22 protein-coding genes and 3 pseudogenes are annotated in these 22,209 nt (G+C 42.8%); 12 read left to right on the top strand and 13 right to left on the bottom strand.

The features are described from left to right. Positions 1–576, bottom strand: coding sequence for a hypothetical protein (locus ABEF84_RS02070; protein ID WP_347453532.1), 576 nt, complete (start codon positions 574–576; stop codon positions 1–3). Between the two features lie 11 nt (positions 577–587). Further along, entirely contained in the window at positions 588–1,064 is a 477-nt protein-coding gene (locus ABEF84_RS02065) for a Holliday junction resolvase-like protein (protein WP_034587767.1), read from the bottom strand. A 124-nt stretch (positions 1,065–1,188) separates the two neighbouring features. Between ABEF84_RS02065 and ABEF84_RS02060 the strand changes: the two genes are divergently transcribed. The 4 genes from ABEF84_RS02060 to ABEF84_RS02045 all read left to right on the top strand — a co-directional run bounded on the left by ABEF84_RS02060 (position 1,189) and on the right by ABEF84_RS02045 (position 4,288). Next, entirely contained in the window at positions 1,189–1,833 is a 645-nt protein-coding gene (locus ABEF84_RS02060; RefSeq protein WP_347453531.1) for a ParA family protein, read from the top strand. 126 nt (positions 1,834–1,959) lie between these two features. After that, positions 1,960–3,093, top strand: a complete 1,134-nt coding sequence (locus ABEF84_RS02055) for an AI-2E family transporter (protein WP_347473508.1) — start codon at positions 1,960–1,962, stop codon at positions 3,091–3,093. Positions 3,094–3,221: 128 nt separating this feature from the next. After that, entirely contained in the window at positions 3,222–3,770 is a 549-nt protein-coding gene (sodC, locus tag ABEF84_RS02050; RefSeq protein ID WP_347473509.1) for a superoxide dismutase [Cu-Zn] SodC, read from the top strand. Between the two features lie 215 nt (positions 3,771–3,985). Next, positions 3,986–4,288 (top strand): DUF3817 domain-containing protein, encoded by a 303-nt coding sequence (locus tag ABEF84_RS02045; RefSeq protein WP_347473282.1) that lies wholly within the window; start codon positions 3,986–3,988, stop codon positions 4,286–4,288. Between the two features lie 222 nt (positions 4,289–4,510). Here ABEF84_RS02045 and ABEF84_RS02040 read toward each other — a convergent pair whose 3' ends face one another. The 3 genes from ABEF84_RS02040 to ABEF84_RS02030 all read right to left on the bottom strand — a co-directional run bounded on the left by ABEF84_RS02040 (position 4,511) and on the right by ABEF84_RS02030 (position 7,846). Beyond that, positions 4,511–5,740: an MFS transporter gene (locus ABEF84_RS02040; protein WP_347473510.1), complete on the bottom strand. Its 1,230-nt coding sequence runs from the start codon at positions 5,738–5,740 to the stop codon at positions 4,511–4,513. A gap of 171 nt (positions 5,741–5,911) precedes the next feature. After that, positions 5,912–6,286 carry a hypothetical protein gene (locus tag ABEF84_RS02035; protein WP_347454460.1) on the bottom strand — a complete coding sequence of 125 codons (375 nt, stop codon included), beginning with the start codon at positions 6,284–6,286 and terminating at the stop codon, positions 5,912–5,914. Between the two features lie 150 nt (positions 6,287–6,436). Next, positions 6,437–7,846, bottom strand: a complete 1,410-nt coding sequence (locus tag ABEF84_RS02030; RefSeq protein ID WP_347454120.1) for an FAD-binding oxidoreductase — start codon at positions 7,844–7,846, stop codon at positions 6,437–6,439. Between the two features lie 354 nt (positions 7,847–8,200). On the opposite strand from ABEF84_RS02030, the gene serA reads away from it, so the two are divergent. Beyond that, complete coding sequence (gene serA, locus ABEF84_RS02025) at positions 8,201–9,433, top strand: phosphoglycerate dehydrogenase (protein ID WP_034587753.1); 1,233 nt, start codon at positions 8,201–8,203, stop codon at positions 9,431–9,433. A 179-nt stretch (positions 9,434–9,612) separates the two neighbouring features. Further along, positions 9,613–10,431, top strand: a pseudogene (locus tag ABEF84_RS02020) (EamA family transporter). A 4-nt stretch (positions 10,432–10,435) separates the two neighbouring features. On the opposite strand, the gene ABEF84_RS02015 reads toward ABEF84_RS02020, so the two are convergent. Beyond that, positions 10,436–10,753: a hypothetical protein gene (locus ABEF84_RS02015; protein ID WP_347454461.1), complete on the bottom strand. Its 318-nt coding sequence runs from the start codon at positions 10,751–10,753 to the stop codon at positions 10,436–10,438. Between the two features lie 154 nt (positions 10,754–10,907). Continuing rightward, positions 10,908–11,321 (bottom strand): annotated as a pseudogene (gene tnpA, locus ABEF84_RS02010) (IS200/IS605 family transposase). Positions 11,322–11,341: 20 nt separating this feature from the next. Between tnpA and ABEF84_RS02005 the strand changes: the two are divergent. Then, on the top strand, positions 11,342–12,400 hold the full coding sequence (locus ABEF84_RS02005) for an RNA-guided endonuclease TnpB family protein (RefSeq protein ID WP_034586922.1): 1,059 nt from the start codon (positions 11,342–11,344) through the stop codon (positions 12,398–12,400). Here ABEF84_RS02005 and ABEF84_RS02000 read toward each other — a convergent pair. The 3 genes from ABEF84_RS02000 to ABEF84_RS01990 all read right to left on the bottom strand — a co-directional run bounded on the left by ABEF84_RS02000 (position 12,397) and on the right by ABEF84_RS01990 (position 14,483). Continuing rightward, a complete protein-coding gene (locus tag ABEF84_RS02000; RefSeq protein ID WP_347454462.1) occupies positions 12,397–12,990 on the bottom strand; it encodes a hypothetical protein in 594 nt (197 codons plus the stop codon). The two genes, ABEF84_RS02005 and ABEF84_RS02000, sit on opposite strands and share 4 nt — an antisense overlap. A gap of 45 nt (positions 12,991–13,035) precedes the next feature. After that, the gene (locus ABEF84_RS01995; protein ID WP_347454463.1) at positions 13,036–13,209 is read right to left on the bottom strand and encodes a hypothetical protein; all 174 of its coding nucleotides are present in this window, start codon (positions 13,207–13,209) and stop codon (positions 13,036–13,038) included. Between the two features lie 122 nt (positions 13,210–13,331). Further along, on the bottom strand, positions 13,332–14,483 hold the full coding sequence (locus ABEF84_RS01990) for a hypothetical protein (RefSeq protein ID WP_347454464.1): 1,152 nt from the start codon (positions 14,481–14,483) through the stop codon (positions 13,332–13,334). Positions 14,484–14,726: 243 nt separating this feature from the next. Here ABEF84_RS01990 and ABEF84_RS01985 point away from each other — a divergent pair. From ABEF84_RS01985 to ABEF84_RS01975, 3 genes and pseudogenes are all read left to right on the top strand, one after another. Continuing rightward, positions 14,727–15,603 (top strand): annotated as a pseudogene (locus ABEF84_RS01985) (IS982-like element ISAba825 family transposase). A gap of 183 nt (positions 15,604–15,786) precedes the next feature. Continuing rightward, complete coding sequence (locus tag ABEF84_RS01980; RefSeq protein WP_347453527.1) at positions 15,787–16,665, top strand: EamA family transporter; 879 nt, start codon at positions 15,787–15,789, stop codon at positions 16,663–16,665. Positions 16,666–16,736: 71 nt separating this feature from the next. Then, positions 16,737–17,150, top strand: a complete 414-nt coding sequence (locus tag ABEF84_RS01975) for a hypothetical protein (protein WP_347454465.1) — start codon at positions 16,737–16,739, stop codon at positions 17,148–17,150. A 54-nt stretch (positions 17,151–17,204) separates the two neighbouring features. Here the strand turns inward: ABEF84_RS01975 and ABEF84_RS01970 are convergent, their stop codons facing one another. The 3 genes from ABEF84_RS01970 to truB all read right to left on the bottom strand — a co-directional run bounded on the left by ABEF84_RS01970 (position 17,205) and on the right by truB (position 19,495). Continuing rightward, a complete protein-coding gene (locus ABEF84_RS01970) occupies positions 17,205–17,672 on the bottom strand; it encodes a hemerythrin domain-containing protein (protein ID WP_347454466.1) in 468 nt (155 codons plus the stop codon). Positions 17,673–17,799: 127 nt separating this feature from the next. Further along, positions 17,800–18,567: a TSUP family transporter gene (locus tag ABEF84_RS01965; RefSeq protein WP_347454467.1), complete on the bottom strand. Its 768-nt coding sequence runs from the start codon at positions 18,565–18,567 to the stop codon at positions 17,800–17,802. Positions 18,568–18,589: 22 nt separating this feature from the next. Further along, a complete protein-coding gene (gene truB, locus ABEF84_RS01960; RefSeq protein ID WP_347454468.1) occupies positions 18,590–19,495 on the bottom strand; it encodes a tRNA pseudouridine(55) synthase TruB in 906 nt (301 codons plus the stop codon). 155 nt (positions 19,496–19,650) lie between these two features. On the opposite strand from truB, the gene ABEF84_RS01955 reads away from it, so the two are divergent. Then, entirely contained in the window at positions 19,651–20,682 is a 1,032-nt protein-coding gene (locus ABEF84_RS01955) for a lipase secretion chaperone (RefSeq protein WP_347454469.1), read from the top strand. 535 nt (positions 20,683–21,217) lie between these two features. Further along, entirely contained in the window at positions 21,218–22,201 is a 984-nt protein-coding gene (locus tag ABEF84_RS01950; protein ID WP_404798936.1) for a lipase family alpha/beta hydrolase, read from the top strand. The last annotated feature ends 8 nt before the right edge of the window (positions 22,202–22,209 follow it).

The raw sequence follows: 22,209 nt of genomic DNA, 5'->3' as shown, positions 1-22,209 counted from the left end.
TTAATTTAAAACCTGAAGACGGGTCACTTTCACGATCTGACATTGAGCGCGCTGCTTTGCCCCGGCTCCAACAGAAAAAGCCTGCCCGGTAGTTCCAGAATGCACCGTGACAATATCTCCTAAGATTTGAATCTGCTGACCGGATTTCAGACGGCGCATCTGGTTGGCAATATTCTTATTAGATGCAATCAGGCTAAAATGCTGTACATAGTTTTGAATCGCTTCGCGTTCTGCATCATTCATCATCCCTTCGATCTGAAAACAGCGTTGAGCCTTATCCAGTTTGGCCTGCATCTCTGGCAATGGCTGACGGGTCAGTAGTACATCAATGTTGCTGAGATAAGCCAGATCATTAAAACCACCGACAAAAGGGCTAGCCTGATGCAGTACCCGGCGATTCGGTGCAATAAAAGATTTTTCCAGAATGGTATAAGTCGCTGAAACGGGCTGCACTACTTCAACCTTAAAGTTTTTCTGTACACCTGTTTCTTCCAGATGCGGCACGGCTCGAAAAAATTCTGTCCAGACCCAAAAGCCGATGGCGAACAGTACCGCGGTGATCAGCAACTTATCCATTGGACATCATCCTAATTCTCCAGCTCTTCAAAGTCGATACGGATGGTTTCAAAACGTACCCGTCCTTCCTGTATCGCCCGGGCAATGGCCTGTTGGCCTTTGGTCAGCCGTGCCCCGCCACTTTTGATGTCGATCAGTACCACCTCAATATCTTCGGCCAAGCCATCGCCATCACGGAAATCGGTATAGCCATCAAAGACCACATAGTCCACTGGATCACCGAGAAACTTGGCATCACTCGGCAAGTACTGGAATTCCGGCATGATCGGCGCCAACTGTTCGGCCATTTTCCCTTTTAATACCGCACGACTGGTATTTACACTACGTTTCTGTGCCGCCGCTAGTGCCTGCTGATGTTCCAGCTCCAGCTCGGCAATATACTGTTCATATTCCGCCTTGATCCGGCCATTACGGCTCTGCCCCAGAATCAGGGTGGTTAATACGATGCCAATACAGGCCCCAATCAGCATTGCCATCCAAATGGACATTCAGTCTTCCTTTATCTTTAACATTCTTGATGGATAGATTCGACTGAAGTCGATGGAGTTCCATCCGCTGCCAGCCTGAAAAGAATGATATGCTAGCTGGGTAAAGAATTAAATCACACGGCTCATGAAAACGATCTTAGTTGCGAATCAGAAAGGCGGTTGTGGCAAGACCATCACTGCTATTAGTCTGGCATCAGCACTGGCCGAGAAAGGTTATAAGGTTGCGCTCGCCGATGCTGATAACCAGAAATCTGCCTTGCAATGGCTAAAACATCGTCCTGAAGATGCTGCCCCGATCCAGAGTCTGGACTGGCGTGACAGCAAATCCATTGGCGATGTGCCGAAGAATATCGAATACCTGATCATCGATGCACCGGGTGCATCGACCGGGAAACAGGCCGAACCACTGATCAGTGAAGCGCATGCCATCATCGTGCCTTTGCAGCCTTCTTTCTTCGATATTGATTCGACCCGACGTTTCCTGAAGCATTTACAGAACATTAAGCGCATTCGCAAAGGCAAAGTGCAGATTCTGCTACTGGCCAACCGTATCCGCCCAAATGCTGCGTCCAATCAGGAAATTCAGCAGTTCTTTGACCGCATTGACCAGCAGCCGGTAGCCTGGATTACCGAGCGAACGCCCTATGGCCGCCTGGCGATGCAAGGTCTAGCCATTTTCGACAAGCCACAGAAAATGTACCGTGAACTGCAACTACAATGGCAGCCCGTCCTGAATGCCATCATCGATGATCCTACCGAGTGGTTTTAATAACCATTTCAGTGCTATCTTCACTTCATAAGGTAATCTTAAATACTTCGTTCTCGCTCGTTTGCGGATGGATATTTTTCCAGTTAATATGCCTGTCAAGACCTAAGGAATGAGTCATTGAATTCAGTGCAACAATACGCGCCCACATTACAAAAAGTCTTATTGTTCGGACTCTTTTTTGTTCTGCTTTTTTTGAGTTTTAATGTACTTAAGTACTTCATTGTGCCTGTAGTCTGGGCGGCAATTATTGCCTATATGACCTGGCCGATGTACCAGTCCATCAAGCGCAATGTGGGTAATCGGCCGAATGTCAGTGCGGTCCTGATGATGGTGATTGTAACGCTGGTAGTTGGCATTCCTTTGACCTTTGCCATTTTCCTGTTACAGCATGAAGGCCGTAACCTGTATTTTGAATTGCAGAAACAGGTGTTTTCTGGTCATCTGACCGTGCCAGATTTTATCCGTAAGCTGCCAATTGTGGGTAAGGAAATTTCCCGTACCTTACGTGACATCAACAATGACCCGAACAGCATTGCCCAGAATGTTTCGGTGTGGATTCAAGGCCACCTGAACTATGGCAAGGTGCTGTTTAGCGAAATCAGCAAGAATCTGGTCAAGCTCGGCTTTGCCATGCTGTCGCTGTTCTTCTTCTATCGTGATGGTCAAATCATTTTAAAACAGGTCAGCAAGGCACTGGAAAAAGTCATTGGCCCGCGTGTGCATCATTATCTGGATACCATTTCTGATACGACTCGTGCCGTAGTTTATGGCGTTGGTCTGACTGCGATTGCCCAAGCTCTACTGGCTGGTGTGAGTTACTTCGTGGCTGGTGTACCTAACCCGATGGTTCTGACCATCATCACCTTTATCTTTGCCTTAATTCCCTTTGGCCCACCAATGGCCTATGGCGCTGTTTCGCTGTGGCTGTTCTCACAAGGCCAAACTATCGAAGCGATTGGCGTGATGGCTTGGGGCGTGTGTATCGTCAGTACTGCAGATAACGTGATCCGCCCGCTGGTAATCTCGGGTGCGACCCAGATTCCATTCCTGCTGATTATGTTTGGTGTTTTAGGCGGTATCGCCAGCTTTGGCCTGATTGGTGTATTTATCGGTCCGGTGATTTTAGCTGTATTACTCGCAATTTGGCGTGAATGGCTGCACGAAAGCGATCAGCACGAATCCTTAATGATGCCGAAAGCCACCATGGCTTATGACATTGAGGATGAGAAAAAAGATCCGCCACCCTCTGCGCCCCTCTAAGCCAGAGGATAGCTTTGGTATCTGAATTACAAAGCGAAAACATTTAAGTACTTCATCTTCATAGCCTTGTTAATGGCAATCTGTTTCAATTAGGGCACATAATCACAATAATTATGGGATGCCCTATGATGTCTTCATTATTCAAATTCTCTGCGCTCGGCGTGATCAGTGCTGCTCTGTTCACCGGCTGTGCGACTTCTTCTACACAACCCAGCATTGAAAATATGAAAGCCGTGACGGTCAATGCCGTGACTGCACAAGGTGTGGGTGAATCCATTGGTATGGTCTATCTGGCGGATAGTTCGGCTGGTCTGGTGATTCGTACCAACCTGAGCAACCTGCCTGCAGGCGAACGTGGTTTCCATATCCATGAAAATGGTTCATGTGACCCGGCCGAAAAAGATGGCAAAGTCGGCGCTGCCATTGCTGCCGGTGGTCACCTGAATACCAATCAGGCACCAAATCATGGTACGCCAATGACTGGCCACCTCGGTGACTTGCCTGCACTGAAAGTAGCTGCTGATGGAACTGCCAAAGTGACCGTAGTTGCACCACGTCTAAAACTGGCCGATGTTCAGGGACGTGCCATCATGGTTCATGCTGGTGGGGACAACTACTCAGACTCACCACTTCCACTAGGAGGTGGCGGTGACCGTATTGCCTGTGGTGTGATTTAAGTTCAGCTCATAAAAAAGCACCTTTTTAAAGGTGCTTTTTTAATGCCTTATACACCTGTCAGATCATTTGACTAAGTGACCTAAATACAACTAAAACCAAACTCATAAATCTGAATTATTATTTTAAATACAAAAACTTATAAAAATAAAATCAGTTTATTCTTATCCATATATCCGTTACACTCGGCTCAGTTTTCAATTTTTAAAATGTGCTTATGAACCTCAAAACCTTGCGTCTTGTGGGCCTGATTGAAGGCATTTCATTTCTACTACTTCTCTTTATTGCCATGCCGGTCAAATACATTATGGACAATCCGATTCTGGTGAAATATATCGGTATGGGTCATGGGGTTTTGTTTGTGTTGTTTCTGGTCGTACTATTTGCTGTATGTGAAAAGCAGAAATGGTCACTGAATATGTTTATTCTGGGTCTGATCGCTTCAATCCTGCCGTTTGGGCCGTTTGTATTTGATTTAAAGTTAAAGAAGTTGGAGCAGCCGGTGGTTGAGAAGGTTTGAAATTACCTCTCCCTAGCCCTCTCCTAAAACGAGAGGGAACGCCCATTCGATAATTTGGACCTATTTGACGCTAAGGAAATGATTTAAAAATATTGAATGTCCTCTCTCCCGCTGGGAGAGAGTTAGAGAGAGGGTATAGTCCCTCTTTGAAAAAGGGGGATTTAGGGGGATTCCTATAATAATTAAATCCCTCCCAACCTTCCTTTAAAAAAGGAGGAGTTTTTAAAACTCCCCTCTCTCCTTCCTTTCCGCCATCAATGTTTTTAAGCAAGCTCTTGGAAGCCCAAACCACAGTGCAATTAATACGGCGCAAGAAATGCTGTAACCCCAAATGTCATAGGCTTCATAAATCATCCTGACCAGCTCAATCACAAAGAAGAAGCTCAGCATCATCAGTACTGACAAAGCTGCAGCAACTGTACCTTTAGACACTTCTGAAGACATCAGGGCAAAACGGTAAATCACCGAGAAACTTAAACCTTCACCCAGACTCACCAGCGTCATGCCGATAATCAGGCTATAGACAAAATAGTCTGGCACAAACAGGCCTGCTACCACGATCAACGTTCCTGCAAACATCATTGGTACTGCACGTAACACGGTTTGCCCCAATGGCATTTTATCAATGATTTTCAGCAGGATTAGGTTGCCTGCAATCAAGCCACCGAGTACCGGAATTTGTGCCAAACCATATTGCATGCTGGTCAAACCTAAATGCTCGACTAGCATCACTGGGGATAGTGCAATCCACAGCATCAGCGGCATACCGATGGTGGGCAATGACAGAGTCAAAGTCACAAAGCGTTTGTTTCTCAAGACCTGTTTAAAGTCATCCCAAATATAACTGAGTGGCTGTTTGACCCGGCTGATTTTAGGATCAGGCATTTTGCCTTTTAGGCCAAACCAGCTAATCAATGCCAAAGTAGCAATTCCGATAAAACCCCAATGCCAGGAGACATGCTCAATCATAAAGGCACCAAGTACGGGGCCCAACAACGGCGCAAGCAAAGAGACATTCGCCATCAGTGCCATGACTTTAATGGCATCACGCTCTTCAAAGGTTTCCTGAATGGCGGCATAGCCCACTGCCCCAATCACAGACAAGCCAAAGCCCTGTAAAAAACGCAGTCCAATAAAGCTTTCGATATTTGGCGTAAACAGGATTGCCAGACAGGTGATCACAAAAAAAGCCACACCACCAAGCAGTACCGTTTTACGTCCCCAACGGTCTGAAAGCGGTCCTAAAATACCTGCAATAAATGCTCCACCCAGTAAGAAAAATGACATGGACGACGGTGCCCAGGTGCTGCTGACACCAAAATCCTTGGTGATGGCGAGCATTGCTGGCTGTACCAGGTCATTACAGATATAGACGGAGAACTCAAACAGCACCAGCGCCAATGGAAACATCATGGTGGCACGGGTGAGTTTTGTGGTCTGGGTATTTTGCATGGAGATATGAGGGCTCATTTACTCTTTTTAGAATTTTAAAAGAGCTGTATTAATAAAAAAGTGAGCGAAGTGTAGCAAAGTTCCTCATTGAAATCTTTTTCATATAGAAAAGCAAAAAGCGCATCGCAAAGATACGCTTTTAACCAAATTTCGCTTAAATATCAAACAAAATTATGGACATGGTTCTTGCTGGAATTTTTTCTGATCGCTACTGCGTAAGCACTGATACATCTTCTGGGTATTCACCAATTCCCATTGACGACCATCTAGCCTAAAGTGATAAATAGTTTGAATTGCTTTTACCGAATCATCTTTCAAACCCGTTTCGGTGACCTTCACCTGCCCTGCCGTTGGCGCTTCAGGATTATTAAAAAATTGACGTAGCTCAACCGTTGCGATTTGCTCACGCAGTTCAGGACGTAATCTTAAAACCTGTTCTAATGGGGTATCTGGTGCGCGTAATTGAAGAATTGCATCTTGTGTCGTTGCACAACCACCTGTTACAGCCACACCCAAAGTTAAAATTGCACAAATTATTCGTAGCATGGTCTTGTTTCCGTTGTTGTCATTATTATCGAAATAATGATGCCGGGCTTTTTTTAAAGCGACTGTTTAGACTATGTAATTACTTTTACACAAATATAAAAAAAGCGCACCTTTCGATGCGCTTTTGTAAATTTTAAGAATTCGATCTGATTAAAGGTCGAATAATTTTCCTGGGTTCATGATGCCATTTGGATCGAACACTTTTTTCAGGGCTTTCATGTATTCAATTTCTTCAGCGGAACGGGTGTATTCCAGATATGGTTTTTTGGTCATACCCACGCCATGTTCTGCAGAAATTGAACCGTCATATTTCTTCACGGTATTAAATACATATTTGTTCACCACCTGACATTTCGCGAAGAATTCATCTTTAGTCAGATCAGCCGGTTTCAGGATGTTCAAGTGCAGGTTACCATCACCGATATGACCGAACCAGCAGATTTCGAAGTCTGGGTAATTTTCATTCACGATGGCATCAATTTCTTTAATGAATGCAGGAACGTGAGTGATCAGTACAGAAATGTCATTTTTGTATGGAATAAACGGTGCGATAGACTCTGAAATGTCTTCACGCAGACGCCATAAGCTGTGAACCTGTTCCAGACTTTGACTCATCACGCCATCCAGCACCCAGCCCTGCTCCATGCAGTGCTCGAAGATTTCCATGGCCTTGTCCATGATCGGCTCAAACGGCGCTTCAAACTCAAGCAGTACGTAGAATGGGCATTCAGTTTCGAATGGACGTTGCACGTGACCATTTGCCAGAACTTTTTGCATTGCCAGTTCACCAAAGAACTCAAATGCTGTCAGGTCGATTTTCGCCTGGAATGCGTGAAGTACAGGCATTACCGCATCAAAGTCAGGTACACCCAGTACCATCACTTGCAGGTCTTGTGGTTGGCGTTCCAGCTTGATTTCAGCTTCAGTCACTAGACCTAGAGTACCTTCACCACCGATGAACAGGTGCTGCATCGCATAACCAGTCGCGTTCTTGATCATGCCCTTGTTCAGACGCAGAATGTCACCTTTACCAGTCACCACGGTCAGACCCAGAATCCAGTTACGGGTCATGCCATATTTGATCACTTTAATACCGCCAGCATTAGTACCGATGTTACCGCCGATCTGAGATGAACCTGCAGAAGCGAAATCAACTGGGTAGTACATGCCCTGCTCTTCAGCATAGTTCTGAAGCTGTTCAGTCACTACACCTGCCTGTACGCGTACCATACGGTCTGCTGGATAGAAGTCCAAAATCTGGTTCATCTTGTCCATGCTGACTACGATTTCACCGTTCGCAGCCACTGCACCTGCAGAAAGACCAGTACGACCACCTGATGGAGTCACCGCAACATTGTATTGGTTTGCCAGTTTAACAATGGCTTGAACCTGTTCAGTTGTGGATGGGAAAACGATGACCGATGGGTTTGGATCAAAGTGCTTAGTATGATCGCGACCCCAATTTTGGAGGCTATCCGCATCAGTTTTAATACGGTTTTCACCTACAATTGCAGTCAATTGGGTCAATAACTCAGGGGTTAAAGCGACTGGAGCATTCATCGTTTGCAGACCTAGCATGAAGTAAACAAGAGAGAGTCCGTCCGTTCATTTGCATATATTTCAGGCAAAAAATCCTGTATGAAATTTGGACGATACATGCACATTAAAGCAGCAAAACCGGCTGCTTTAAAAGCATGGTGCAATATTATAAGCTATTTTTTCGCGTTTCCCTGAAAAAATGACAATTTTGATAATATGCCTTTGAAAATGATAATTTAATTCAACCAAAATCATCATTTTCACCAATATCACTTGCAAAAATACCTGATATTCACGTCAAGATGGAAATGTGAATCGGGTGCTTTCCTATGCTATAATCTGCGCACTAAATTTGGCCTTTGTAGCGGAGCCGTAATGAGCCAACATCTATCTCTACCTAAAGATAAAATCCGTTTCTTGTTGTTAGAAGGTGTTCACCAGAACGCAATCGACACATTGAATGCAGCTGGATATACCAACATTGACTATCGCAAAACAGCGCTTGAGGGTGAAGCACTGAAAGAAGCGATCAAAGATGCTCACTTCATTGGTATCCGTTCCCGTACTCAGTTAACTGAAGAAGTGTTTGAAGCTGCGAATAAGCTGATCGCAGTGGGCTGTTTCTGTATCGGTACCAACCAGGTGGACCTGAACGCTGCAATGCGTCGTGGTATCCCTGTGTTTAACGCACCATACTCAAACACTCGTTCAGTTGCAGAACTGGTACTTGCTGAAGCAATCCTTCTCCTGCGTCGTGTTCCTGAAAAATCAGTAACAACTCACGCGGGTGGCTGGGAAAAAACTGCTGTCGGTTCTTATGAAACACGTGGTAAAACTTTAGGTATCGTGGGTTACGGTTCAATCGGTTCACAACTGTCTGTGCTTGCTGAAAGCATGGGTATGAAAGTGATCTATTACGATACAGTGACTAAATTGCCTTTAGGTAATGCACGTCAGGTCGGCACAATGGGCGAATTACTGGCAAATGCTGATGTGGTATCGATCCACGTTCCAGACGTTCCTTCTACCCGTAATTTTATGGCGAAAGAACAGTTTGACCAGATGAAAGACGGCGCAATCTTCATCAATGCTGCACGTGGTACATGTGTCGTGATCGAAGACCTGGCTGATGCACTGAAATCTGGCCACCTGGCTGGTGCTGCGGTTGACGTATTCCCTAAAGAGCCGAAAGCAAACGGTGAAGAATTTGTTTCTCCACTGCGTGGCCTGCCAAACGTGATCCTGACTCCTCACGTGGGTGGTTCTACCATGGAAGCTCAGGCAAACATCGGTCTGGAAGTTGCTGAGAAGTTCGTGGCTTATTCAGATAAAGGTATGACACTTTCTGCGGTGAACTTCCCAGAAATCGCATTGCCATTAACTGAAGGTAAACACCGTCTGCTACACATCCACAAAAACATCCCGGGTGTGCTGTCTAAGATCAACAACCTGTTTGCTGAACATGGCATCAACATCTCTGGTCAAACTTTAATGACTAAAGGTGATGTGGGTTACCTGGTAATGGATGTTGATGCGACTGCATCTCATGAAGCGCTAGACACATTACATAATCTGGAAGGTACAATCCGCGTTCGCGTATTATACTGATCCAGTACTTCGGAAAAACCACAGCAATTGCTGTGGTTTTTTTGTGCCTATTGCTTTTATATTTCAGAGCATTGCTGTGCTTTTTCTCATCGTTCGCATGATTTGGAATATCAATTATCGTGGTCTTCTTCTCTAAAGTTACCCCCACTGTTCAGGCCTATTTGCTACTCCTAATTTCCATGCTCAGCATGCAAAGCAGTGGTTCATTCGCCAAAATACTCTTTGAGCAATTTCCAATTGTGACGGTTTCAGCAATGCGCTTACTGTTGGGCGCTTTGGTTTTGGCACTGATTTTTAAAATTTGGCAGATTAATTTTCAGCAAGTGAAATGGAAAGCCATCATCAGTTATGGTATTGCACTCGCCGGTATGAATGTACTGTTCTATCTCGCGATTCATCGCTTACCTCTTGGCATTGCAGTGTCCTTTGAATTTATTGGTCCATTGTCGGTGGCATTATTTCATGCACGGCAAAAGTTTGATTTTATTTGGGTGGGTCTTGCCATTCTCGGTTTAATTTTACTGTTCCCATTCAATCAAGCTGTAGAACCACTCGACCCGATGGGCATTTTATTTGCTTTAGGGGCTGGGAGCTGTTGGGCATTGTATATTGTGGCAGGGCAAAAACCATCCGGTGTTTCAGGTAATCATACCGTGTGCTTAGGAATGTTTGTGGGGATGTGTATTTTAATGCCGATTGCCCTGTGTTTAGGTATGCCATCTCATACCTTTCAACCGATGAGCCTGATGTATTTCTTGGGTTTAGCAATTTTAGCCAGTGCGCTGCCGTTTAGCTTGGAAATGATTGCACTGCGTAATTTAACGGCGCTGAGCTTTGGCACACTCATGAGCTTGGAACCTGCCATTGCCGCCCTGTCTGGTTTTGTATTTTTAGGTGAGTCTTTACTATGAACACAGTGGCTAGCACTTGCCACCATTATCAGCGCGTCCATTGGCTGTACCGTGACCATGCAACAGGCAGAACAACAAGGCACCTAAGTGCCTATTGCTGTGTTGTTGATTCCGCTTGCAGAATTAATGCATCAATTGCTTGGGCTGCAGTGACATTATAGCCATGACATCCTTTTAACTGATTATCATAGTAATAGTCAGTGAGTTTAATTTCACCTAGACTCATCACATCACTTAGTTCTTGTAACATACGCTGATAATGAGCTTCACGCGCTTTGAGCATATCACTCAGATTTAAGTCTGTAGAAAAAGTAGCATCAAAGACGTGTTGCTTATATTCCACTGCACCCCAATAACGTGCGAGATTAAAACTAAATACTTCACCGCGATCCACTTTAGCAATTGGCAATCCATTAAAGGTGTCATACTGAATATCCTGATATACCGAAGCCTAACTCCATGCTTTTAGATTTTTATCCCTTTAGCCGTAAAACCTCGCCCTTCAGGGCGGGGATATAAGGCTGCAATCCGCTAGTCCCCCTTGTGGGGATTAGCTAGGATTGCTAATGCGGTGTTTGCTGTTGTTGGATATATTGTTTAATAATCCCAATGGGAGCACCTCCACACGATGCAGCGAAATAACTAGGCGATCACAAAGCATTCCCCCATAATTTGTTTTTAATTTCAGGGTGTTTAGTTCTTAAAATACGACTAGATGCACCTTTTAGGCTGTTAACCAAGCTAGAAATAGCTACTTTTGGTGGATAGTTCACAAGTAAATGAACATGATCATGCTCACCATCAAATTCTACCAACTTAGCTTCAAAGTCTAAGCAAATGCGCTTGAATACTTCATTCATAGTTTCGAGCATAGCTTTGGTAAAAACATCTCTACGATATTTAGCCACAAAGACTAAATGAACGTGCATATTAAAAACACAGTGACGACCTGTTCTAATCTCTTGACTATTATTCATAGACCAAATATATTTTAGTGATGAAGACACTTAAATTACGCATAAAAGACAAACATTGCAAGGTGCTAGACCAATTGGCATCTGAAGTTAATTTTGTCTGGAACTATGTCAATGATTTGTGTTTTAAACACTTGCAAAGAAAACAACAATTCTTTTCAGCTTACGATATTGCTAAATACACGAAAGGTACATCAAAAGAGTGCAATTTGCACAGCCAAACCATACAGGCAGTTGCGGAAGAATTAGTTACTCGAAGAAAGCAATTTAAAAAAGCCAAGCTAAAATGGCGTGTCAGTAACAAAAAAAATGCTAGACGTTCTCTCGGTTGGATTCCATTTAAAAAAGTGGCGGTGAAATATGCCGATGGGTATGTCCAATACGGCAAGCATCAATTCAAGCTATGGGACAGTTACGGACTAAGTAAATACAATGTTAAAACAGGCTCGTTTGTCGAGGATAGCCGAGGGCGTTGGTATGTATGTCTTGTGGTTGATTCAATTAAAACAGAGAAAACCACCGCTAAAACCTCAATTGGCATTGATCTAGGACTCAAAGACCTTGCGACTTGCTCAGATGGTGTAAAGTTCAAAGCGCCTAAAATCTATCGTCAATATGAACAAAAACTTGGTATTGCTCAAAGAGCAAGAAATAAAAAACGTGTCAAAGCGATTCATGCCAAGATCAAAAATCTACGTCAAAATATGCTGCATCAATTCAGTCATAAACTGGTGAATGAACATGCAGCCATCTTCGTTGGTAATGTGAATGCCAAAGCATTAGCACAGACAAAATTAGCTAAGTCTGTACTCGATGCAGGTTGGACGACCTTAAGAACCATGCTCAAGTATAAATGCGAGAACGCAGGGGTATGGTATGAAGAAGTCAATGAAGCCTATACCACCCAAACTTGCTCGTGCTGCGGCTCACGCTCCAGTAGTCTGAAAGGTAGAGCAGGACTTGGAATAAGAGAATGGCAGTGTGTGGAGTGCGGTACATTCCACGATAGAGATATAAACTCAGCACTGAATATTCTTGCGCTCGGACATGGGCGTCTCGCAGGAGGAATCTCCGTCCTTTAGGTCGGAGAGGATGTCAAATCAAACTGTAGATATGGCACCTGATTTTGCACTTTATAAATGACAAAACACTTAGAACCTTTCGGATATTTATGTTGCTGCTGCAGTTCTACGAAACGATTTAAGCGATAGTAGTAACGATCAAATCCTGGCTCATTAATTCGATCTACTGCATAACTGAGTGCTGATTGGGCATCTTTATCTTTTAACAGCAAATTGACAGCCACATTGGTCATATAAGTCATTGCATGATCTGAAAGATCATACCACTGCAAATAATACGTCGTCCGTATATCATTTTCTTGTGTTGTCCATGGTCGTAGTTCTAATTTACCTTTCTGATTTTCAATAATTTTCCAGCCTGCACTGCTCTTTTGATAATCTGAATCATATACCCCTGTCGCTGTCACAAAATTTTTGTTTTCTACGTCCATTTTTATGATAGTTTCAGGCAGTACATGAGTATGCTGAGTCATATAAAGTGCTTGATCTTTCACACGATACTCAGCGGCTGACAACAGAATATGATCATGCTCAGGTTCAAATTCTTCATTATTCGGTGTTGAAAAATCGTATATAAAATATTGCGTCAAGGGTTCAGCATGCGTGAGATCGGGTTTTTCTTGCGCTTCAGGTGGTTATTCTTGTGGTGAGTTTGTTTCAGGTGGTTTTTCTGCAGGTGGTGTCACAGGTGTCGACTGTTCTGAAGGATCTGCAACAGGTTCGAACACAGGAGTGTTGTGATCATCCGAATTATGACAACCACATACGATGAGCGTCACTAAAGCGTAGCAAACTCGATTTAATGTCATTATAGAACACCTCGTCATGTTTATTATTTTTAAGATTATTTGACGTCAAACGGTGAATAGAGCATGTTTGCTCTTGATCGAATTATGATACAACAAGGCACCGAAGTGCCTGATTTCAGGTTTTATTTAGGTTGAGCATCTTTAATCGCTGCATTTAATACTTTTGCTGCCTCAACATTATAGCCATCACAGTTATTGTTCAGACCCTCAATTTTATAGGTCACTTGTTTAATCAGTGGTTCACCTTCAGCGCCCAATGATTTAAGTTGAGCAATAGTATTTTTGAGGAAAAGTGCATTTGCATCGGCATGGACTAATTTTTCAGAGAATGAGCTTTCATAAACTTTGCCGTTGTACTCAATCGCACCAAAATACTTTTTATAATATTGTTGATTGTCTAGATATTCAGCTTTTTTGTAGTTCAGATTAGCGAGACGACCGTCCACAATCGATTTCGCTAGTGTGCTATAAGATTCTGCCCACTCTGCTAAGCTCGTCGGCAAATTAACGCCGGGTTCAATCTCCTGACTGAATTCAATATATTCTGTTTTAGGGTCTTCTGAAATCACACGGAAACATTTTGCTCCCGATGGAAAACTGCGTTCACTCTGTAATTTAATAAAATTCTGTAAATATTGATTGTAATACTGACGATTGGCATTGACCTTATTGTCTGGTGAAAAATAGCCTTTCAGGTCTTTGTCTGCCACAATTTTTTGCATGGCAAGATTGGTACGTTCTGTGAGTTTTTTGCCAGATAAATCATGCCATTCGAGTGTGGTGACATTGCGAATATCATTTTCAGGAATTGTAGCAGGTGCAGACACAAAGCTTGTACCGGTATTTTCAATGACACGTTCTAATTTATAACCTAAATTTGTTACACGTTCTTTATCAGGTTGGAAGACACCTTTGGCTGTGACGTAGGTTCCGAAATATACAGTGTCATCAAGCGTATAATCCGCACTAACCTCGGTATTTGTATCGTAGTACAAAATACCATTGGCAATCTGTTTTTTTGCACTGTCCACTAACAGGTTACGTGCCTCATCATATTCATTACTTTCAAGCTGCGGACTATTAAACGTATACGTATAAAATTCAGACAGGGTATTCCCGCCTGCACCTGGTGTTGACGGTGTACTTGGTGTCGATGGATTTGATGGTGTAGTTGGTGTATTGGGATTTTTTACCACAGGCTGATCATGATCAGAGTCATTACATGCCGCAAGCATGCAGCTAAAAATCGCACATGAGAGAACTTTAAATTTCATTTTTATTTACCTGATTGTGATTATTATCTGAATGACCATAAAGGACTAAAAAAATTTGAATATATCAGGTCTATTAACTCAAGTTAAAAAATGTAACTTGGTCGTTAAGTAGATCACATTTTCGTTTTCTTTCATGAATCGCATGACTAAAGTTAGGTTACGCCAATCTCAACTTTTTAAGTCATAGAAATAAAAAGGACATAACCTCATTTTAAATCCGTCTATGAAAATAAAATTACAGTTATGTCCACTGAAGAATTTATCATCATTGTCTATTTAATCATAGAGGAAATTTACCCAACTATAGTCTCTGAACCATTAAGAAAACGTGGTTTTCCACCTGCTTTAACCGATATTGAAATTATCACAATGCAAATTGTTGGTGAGTGTCTCAAAATGGATACGGATAAAAGCATATGGATGTTTTTTTAAAAACAATTACTTAAGTTGGTTCCCTCATTTAGGTTCATATCCTAACTTTTGTAAGCATTGTGCAAACTTATGGCAAGTTCATCAAAAAATCACAGCCCAATTAACTGCACATTATGGTCAGGATCATATTCATTTTATTGATGGATTTCCTATACCTGTTTGTCGTTATAGTCGAGCAAAAAGACACAAGAATTTCAAAGAACATGCAGGTTTTAGTTATTGTGCTGCACAACAAGAGAAATACTATGGTTTTAAAGGGCATCTTGTAATTAATTTGGAGGGTATGATTACTGGCTATACTTTCGCTCCAGCAAATGTAGATGAGCGTGATGTTGCACCAGAAATCACAGAAAATATTCATGGGTTACTAGGTGCAGATAAAGGTTACTTAAGACCCAGCTTGAAAGAATACTATAAATTTCAGTATGTTGATCTACAAACTCCTTTAAGAAAGAATATGCCGGACTCTAGATCTCAAGAATCAATGAGGTTGCTTATGAGAGCACGAAGGAAAATTGAAACGGTCATTGGTCAATTAACTGATCGCTTTAATATTCAAAAAGTAAGGGCAAGAGATTTATGGCACTTATCGCATCGTTTTATCAGAAAGATTTTGTCACATACGGTCTGCGTCGTTATGAATAAAAAATGTGGTTATTCGCCGATTCAATTTGAAAAGCTTATTTAAAGTTGAGATTGGCGTATTTTTTATGTAATTTTGAATACAACAAATTTAAATTCATTTCTCATAAAACTAACTTACTCTTCACAAAATAGTGCTCACCAAGCTTCATTAAAAATTCGCCAGTTTGCTATAATCTGCCGCACTCCCCAACTGAATGCTGTGCCGGTCTGGCACACTCCTGTTCTCATGCCAAACGCCCAACTTCTTGCTGTGTTGTACATGGTTCTATCCATGGCTTCATACCAGATCAGTGCATCTTTTGCGAAGCAACTGTTTACTGTGCTGGATCCGCTGACGGTCACCATTTTACGTCTGTGTTTTGCTGCAATTATTGTCGGGGTGATGTTTCGTTCCTGGAAAATCATCTCGCGTTTGCCTTATCTGAAATGGAAAGACTTACTGTGCTATAGCGCGGCTCTGGGTCTGATGAATATCCTGTTCTATATGTCGCTGAGCAAACTGCCACAAGGCATTGCCGTGGGATTGGAATTTGTTGGCCCATTAGGACTGGCGCTATTGTCGATTAAAAACCGTAGCGATTATATCTGGGTGATTATGGCGATACTCGGCATCATCCTGATGGTACCGTGGGGACAGGCAGCACATCATGAATTTGACCTGTTTGGTGCGGCCTGTGCGCTGGGTGCGGGTCTGTGCTGGGCCTTCTATATTTTCTTTGGTCAACGTGTGGTGCAACAGAATATCGGCATGCATGCCCTAACCATTGCGATTAGTATTTCTGCGCTGTGCCTGTTGCCGATCGGATTCTATAGTAATGCAGAAGCTGTACTGGATACCCAGTACTGGGGCAAGGCACTCATCATTGCTACGCTGGCCACTGCGATTCCCTATGCACTGGACTTAAAAGCACTCAAACAGCTGAACAAGATGAGCTATGGCACCCTGTCCAGTCTGTCACCTGCACTGGCAGCTTTGACTGGCTTTATCCTGCTCGGGGAACGGATTAGCCTGATCCAGTGGATTGCCTTGGCCTGTATCATGCTTGCATCAGTCGGCGTGACTGTTCGTGCTGCACACCAGTCCAGAAAAGAAAAATCAGCATAATAGTAAATTGATTAAGAATGAGATATTACTAAATACATTCTTAATCAATATTAAATTTAAAGGATTATGTGATGGGAATTGTTGATGAATTCAAAAAATTTAATGCAGAACTTAAGAATCCTAATTGGTCCGTATCTTCTATCAATTCCAAAAATGAACTTATCGTGAGCTTATGGGGACATTCTCCTCTTCTAAAAAAACATCCCACTGCAAGGAAACAAATTTATAAAGACCGTATAGATCGATGGTCTGGACATGGGTGCAATGAATTTAAAGCAAATCTTGATTTAGCCTATTCATCTAAATTACCGATTCGTCCAATCATTGTAATGCTTAATAATCTCTCTGATTTTAAATATATATTAGATGGACATGATGCTAGTAAATACCCTAAGAGATTCAATGCGAAAATTAACTGGATTGGAGAATTGATTTATTGGGATGGCACTAATTTTGAAATTGAATTTCAATTAGAAGAGAGATAGAAAGATGGCAATTGCGCCATCTTTTTTATGCTTTAAAAGCTTTGAATTCAAATGTCAGCTTTCAACTAGCATGTCTTTTTTCATCTCTTTATAGCGCTGATATTCATTCTTGTACTGTACTGCCAAAGCTGTTTTTTGTTCCTCTCCCAGAATTTTACCAGCCTGCTGGAAGAAACCATGTTCTTCTTCTTTTAAATGATGATGTACTTTTTCCGAAAGTTTCTTAGCCAAGGCAATCCAGCCCGGATTACTAAAATCCATATCACTCAGCTCTTCGATCATTTCATCCATTTCATGGTGTTCCGCCAAGGCATGGCGGGTAATATTCAGACCAGAATCAGTCATCATCAATGGAATATAGAAATAACGGTCTTCAGCTGTTTCATGGGCGAATAATTCATTTTTCAATTGCTGGAACAGCTCATGGCGTTCTGGTGAATCCCCGGAAGTCTGTAATAATTTTGCTGCCAGATCCCGCTGAATTTCATGACTTTCTCTTAAAGCTTCGAAAACGGTCTTCATGTCATTTTTCTCCTGTTTTTATCATGCATTTCATCCAGCATAGAGATGAACAGCTAAACTTTCAGGCGTATTTCTAAGACAAATTTGTATGACAAACTTTAATATTGAAAACGGTTGATGAATTTATTTAGGCAAAAAACATTTGATAGGCCATACGGCAAATCAGCAAACTGACCAGAATCAGAAACAGAATTCGGATAAAACCGCTGCCATATTTAAATGCCAGTTTTACCCCAATAATTGAACCAGCAATATTGGCAACTGCCATCATGGCACCGACCAGAAACAGTACATGTCCGGTCGGAATAAAGAAACTCAGTGCAGCCAGATTGGTGGTGAAATTGGCGATTTTCGATAGTGCAGAAGCATGCAGAAAATCCACACTGAGATAACGGATAAAGAAGAAGATAAAAAAGCTGCCCGTACCCGGTCCAAAAATCCCGTCATAAAAGCCGATCAGCAGACTGCCAATCGCTGCAAGGATCAGCATTTTCCGGCTGAGTTTTTGCTGTACATGCACCCGGCCAAACTGCTTTTTGGTAAGGGTATAGACCGCAATCACGATCAGCATGATTAAGACAAAAGGCCGCAGGATATCTACCGGTATCAGGGTAACACTGGCTGCTCCGGCAAAGGAACTCAGAAAGCTACAGAGTGCGATCACACCGAGCAACGCCCACGGTAATTTCACCTGGCGAAGATAGGAAAAAGCTGCCGAGCCTGTACCGAAAATGGATGCCAATTTATTAGTGCCAAAGACTGTTGCAGGCTGTAAATGCGGCAGGCTGCTTATGATTGCCGGGATCTGGATCAGACCACCACCGCCCACGGCCGCATCAATCGCCCCCGCCATAAAGGCAAAGCCGATCAGGCTGATGATGATCTCGATCTCCATATCTGTTTTGTCCTGATAAGTTCTAGAGATTTAACACGCGTTTTGGCACCAGACGCTTACGGTCGGTGATTTCTGCCAGACCTAGACATTTTTCGCCATCAAACACCAGTACCTGTGGCTCAGCCGGATGTTCAATATTACTTTCCATGCCACGACTGAAATATTCAGCACGCCCTTCCGGCACCTGAACTTTCGAGAAATGATCCACTGGTGCATAAGCAGGTAAGAGCAAAGCTTCTCTCTCTTCCTCACTCAGGCTTTCCAGATATTCAATGGTATAACTTGGAATCAGCTCAAAATGTCCGGTCTGGATACGGTGTAGATAAGTCAGATGGCCATAAGTTCCTAGCGCTTTGGCAATATCCTCACCCAGCACGCGGATATAAGTGCCTTTGGAACAGGTCACATCCAAAGTGATGCTATTTTCAGTAAACGATAAAAGCTCAATCGCATAAATGGTGATTGGACGTGCTTCACGTTCAATCTCGATGCCCTTGCGTGCCAATTCATACAGCGGACGGCCTTCTTTTTTCAGCGCCGAATACATTGGAGGGACTTGTTGAATATCACCGACAAATTGCGCCAAGATATCTTTGATCAGCTGTTCATTTAATTCAGGTACTGGCTTTTCCAGCAGAATTTCACCTTCAATATCCCCAGTCGTGGTGCTATGCCCCAGAAAAACCGTGGTCTGATAGCGTTTGGTCGAATCCAGCAGATAATGCGAAAACTTGGTCGCCTCTCCCAAGCAAATTGGCAAAAGACCTGATGCCAGCGGATCCAGCGCCCCGGTATGTCCGGCTTTTTGCGCACGATACAGCCAGCGTACTTTTTGCAGTGCGGCATTAGAGCTGATACCCAAAGGCTTATTTAAAAGAAACACACCGCTGATATGACGACGCTGAATTTTAGGAGATGAGGATTTCATGGCAAAAAATCAGACAATTTTAAAGTTGGCGCAATGGTAAAACCCTGCTCAATGATTTACAACTTTTCTATGCCATTCCTTTGCATTTATGGCATATTGGACGCATTCCTTTTTTATAAATCACTTAAGAAAAACAAAATAAAGGTGCATAGGACATGCAGAAATATAAAATCTGGATCATTACGGCATTAGTGATCTTGTGTCTGGTCACGCTAGTATTTTGGCTCTCTCCAAAAGATGAACAGCAAAGAAAAAATCAGCAAAAAGGCGCACAGGCCGCCATGCTCAGAACTGAAAATAGTCACCTGGATGTAAACAGCCCAACTGGCACAATGTTTAACAGCCCTAGTCAGCAGGACACTGAAATTAACTGTCAGATACAGCTGAATAATGGCAATCACCTGATTGTGAACGAGCAGACCCGCAACTGTTTTGAATATTTCATTACCCAGTTCGGTGAAAAGACCATTGAGCAGATCACGCAGGATTTTAAAGCTTATATTTCTGAAAATCATAAAGAGCCGGTCTTAAGCCAGATTCTGGATCTCTGGGATCGCTATATGCAATACCGGCAGAGTTTCGGTGAACTAACACCTCCAGCAGGTCTGGATCAGGAAGACCCCGCTTATTACCGTAGCATTTATGCCAACACCAAAAACCTGCGTAAACGCTTCTTCTCTGATTATGAAATTGAAGGCCTGTTTGGTACTGAAAATACCTATCACGAATATACCTTAGACCGTATGGAGGTGATGGCAGATAAAAGCCTGAGTGAAGCTGAAAAAGCCCAGAGACTGAAAGAACTGTTTGAACAGCTGCCAGAAGACTGGCAGGAAAACCTGGAACAGCTGAATAAACTGGAAGACCTACGTAAACTTACGGCTGATATTAAAGCCCGTGGCGGTTCCGCCGAGGAAATCCGCCAGATGCGTTTAAATCTGGTCGGTCCTGAAGCCACTCAGCGTTTAGAACATCTGGACAGTGAACGTGCTACTTGGAAAGCTGATGTCACGCATTATTTAACTGAACGTGACAGTATTATGAAAAGTGGTATGAATGACGGTGCCAAGCAAAAAGCGGTGGAACAACTACGTGCCCAGCATTTTAAAGAACCAGGAGACCGCCTACGTGTGGAAACCTTTGAAAAGGTCTATGATCAAGGTGGTAAACTGCCTTTTGTCGATTAACATTTTCTAAATTTTTTAGAGGTTGTAACGAGATCAGTTATAACCTTTTTTTATTTTGAAATTCTGCCATTTTCACCTAAACATCCCGACTGATTATTCAAGCTGATTAAAAATGAATGCCATTCATCTATTTAAATGTTAAATCATGATTTCTTACAATATAGTTTTCATACAATAATTTCATAATAATTATTAATTTTCAATAACTTAAATTTTAAAACAATGTACTCTCATCAGTCTTTACCATTTATCTATTTTTAAAGCCTGCTCCTGACCTCAAATGATATGGCTTTGCCCTATCAGCATGAAAAAATACGCTGGCGTAAAATTCATTTGTTCTTTGTTTGAGGATAAAGACGGTATTTTTAAATTCAGACGTTCAACGCTAATTCAGCATCAGTATTTAAGGGAATTCATATCAATCGGAATGTTCTTCAATATCAGGAAAGTACTTTCTCACAACAACAATAGCTGATTGGACTAAGTAAAACATGGCTAGGACAGCCTTTAGAAAACAACAATAGAGGTCATCATGATGAAAATTAAACTCTTGGCAGCAAGCCTCGTATTGGCGGGTACCTGCTTTAATGTACAGGCTTCAACCCAGGCAAAACAGGTCACTGCAAAAGCCAGTTCCACCTATGCCAAAACCAAATATCCAATTGTGTTCACCCACGGGATGGCTGGCTTTATCACTGTAGGTACCGATCAGTTTGGTCTGGACTACTGGTATCAGATTTTGCCTGATTTAGCGCGTAATGGTGCCAATGTCTGGGCGACCCGCGTCTCACCGTTTAACTCGACCGAAATTCGTGGTGAACAATTATTAGAACAAGTAAAAGAAATCCGTGCCATCACCGGTGCTGATAAGGTCAATCTGATCGGCCATTCCCATGGTGGCCCGACCATCCGTTATGTGGCTGGGGTTAAACCGAAATTTGTTGCTTCACTGACAGCAGTTGGTGCAACCAACAAAGGCTCCCCTGTTTCAGATCTGATCTTAGCCATTCGGGATGCTGCCCCGATCTTGGAAACGCCTGTGGTAAGTGTGGTGAATTTATTATCTAGAACCATTACCTGGGCGCAGGGTCTGGATCCAAACAGCTTCCCACATAACTCACTGGCGAGTGCAGAAAGCCTGAGTACTCAAGGTGCCGCTAAATTCAATCAGCTTTATCCTCAAGGTGTTCCAAGCAATTGTGGTGAAGGTGCTCCTACATGGAAACATGCGAATGGCGTGATTTACAATTATTCCTTTACGGGTACAGGTACCGTCACTAACTTACTTGATCCTGACAGCATCTTGAAAGCAACTAGTCTGCTCATCAATGGTGGCCGAGATAATGATGGTCTGGTACCACGCTGTAGTGCCAAATTTGGTAAAACCATCCGTGATGACTATAACTGGAACCATCTGGATGAAGTGAACCAGGTACTGGGTTTAAAAGCACTGTTCGCACCAGATCCGGTAGATGTTTACCGTCAGCATGCCAACCGTCTAAAACAGCAAGGTTTATAAAATTCAGG

The organism is Acinetobacter sp. ANC 7912 (assembly GCF_039862785.1).
Lineage (GTDB): Bacteria > Pseudomonadota > Gammaproteobacteria > Pseudomonadales > Moraxellaceae > Acinetobacter > Acinetobacter thermotolerans.
Note: the sequence above shows the minus strand (reverse complement) of the source record. Positions and strands in the feature narration are given on the sequence as shown.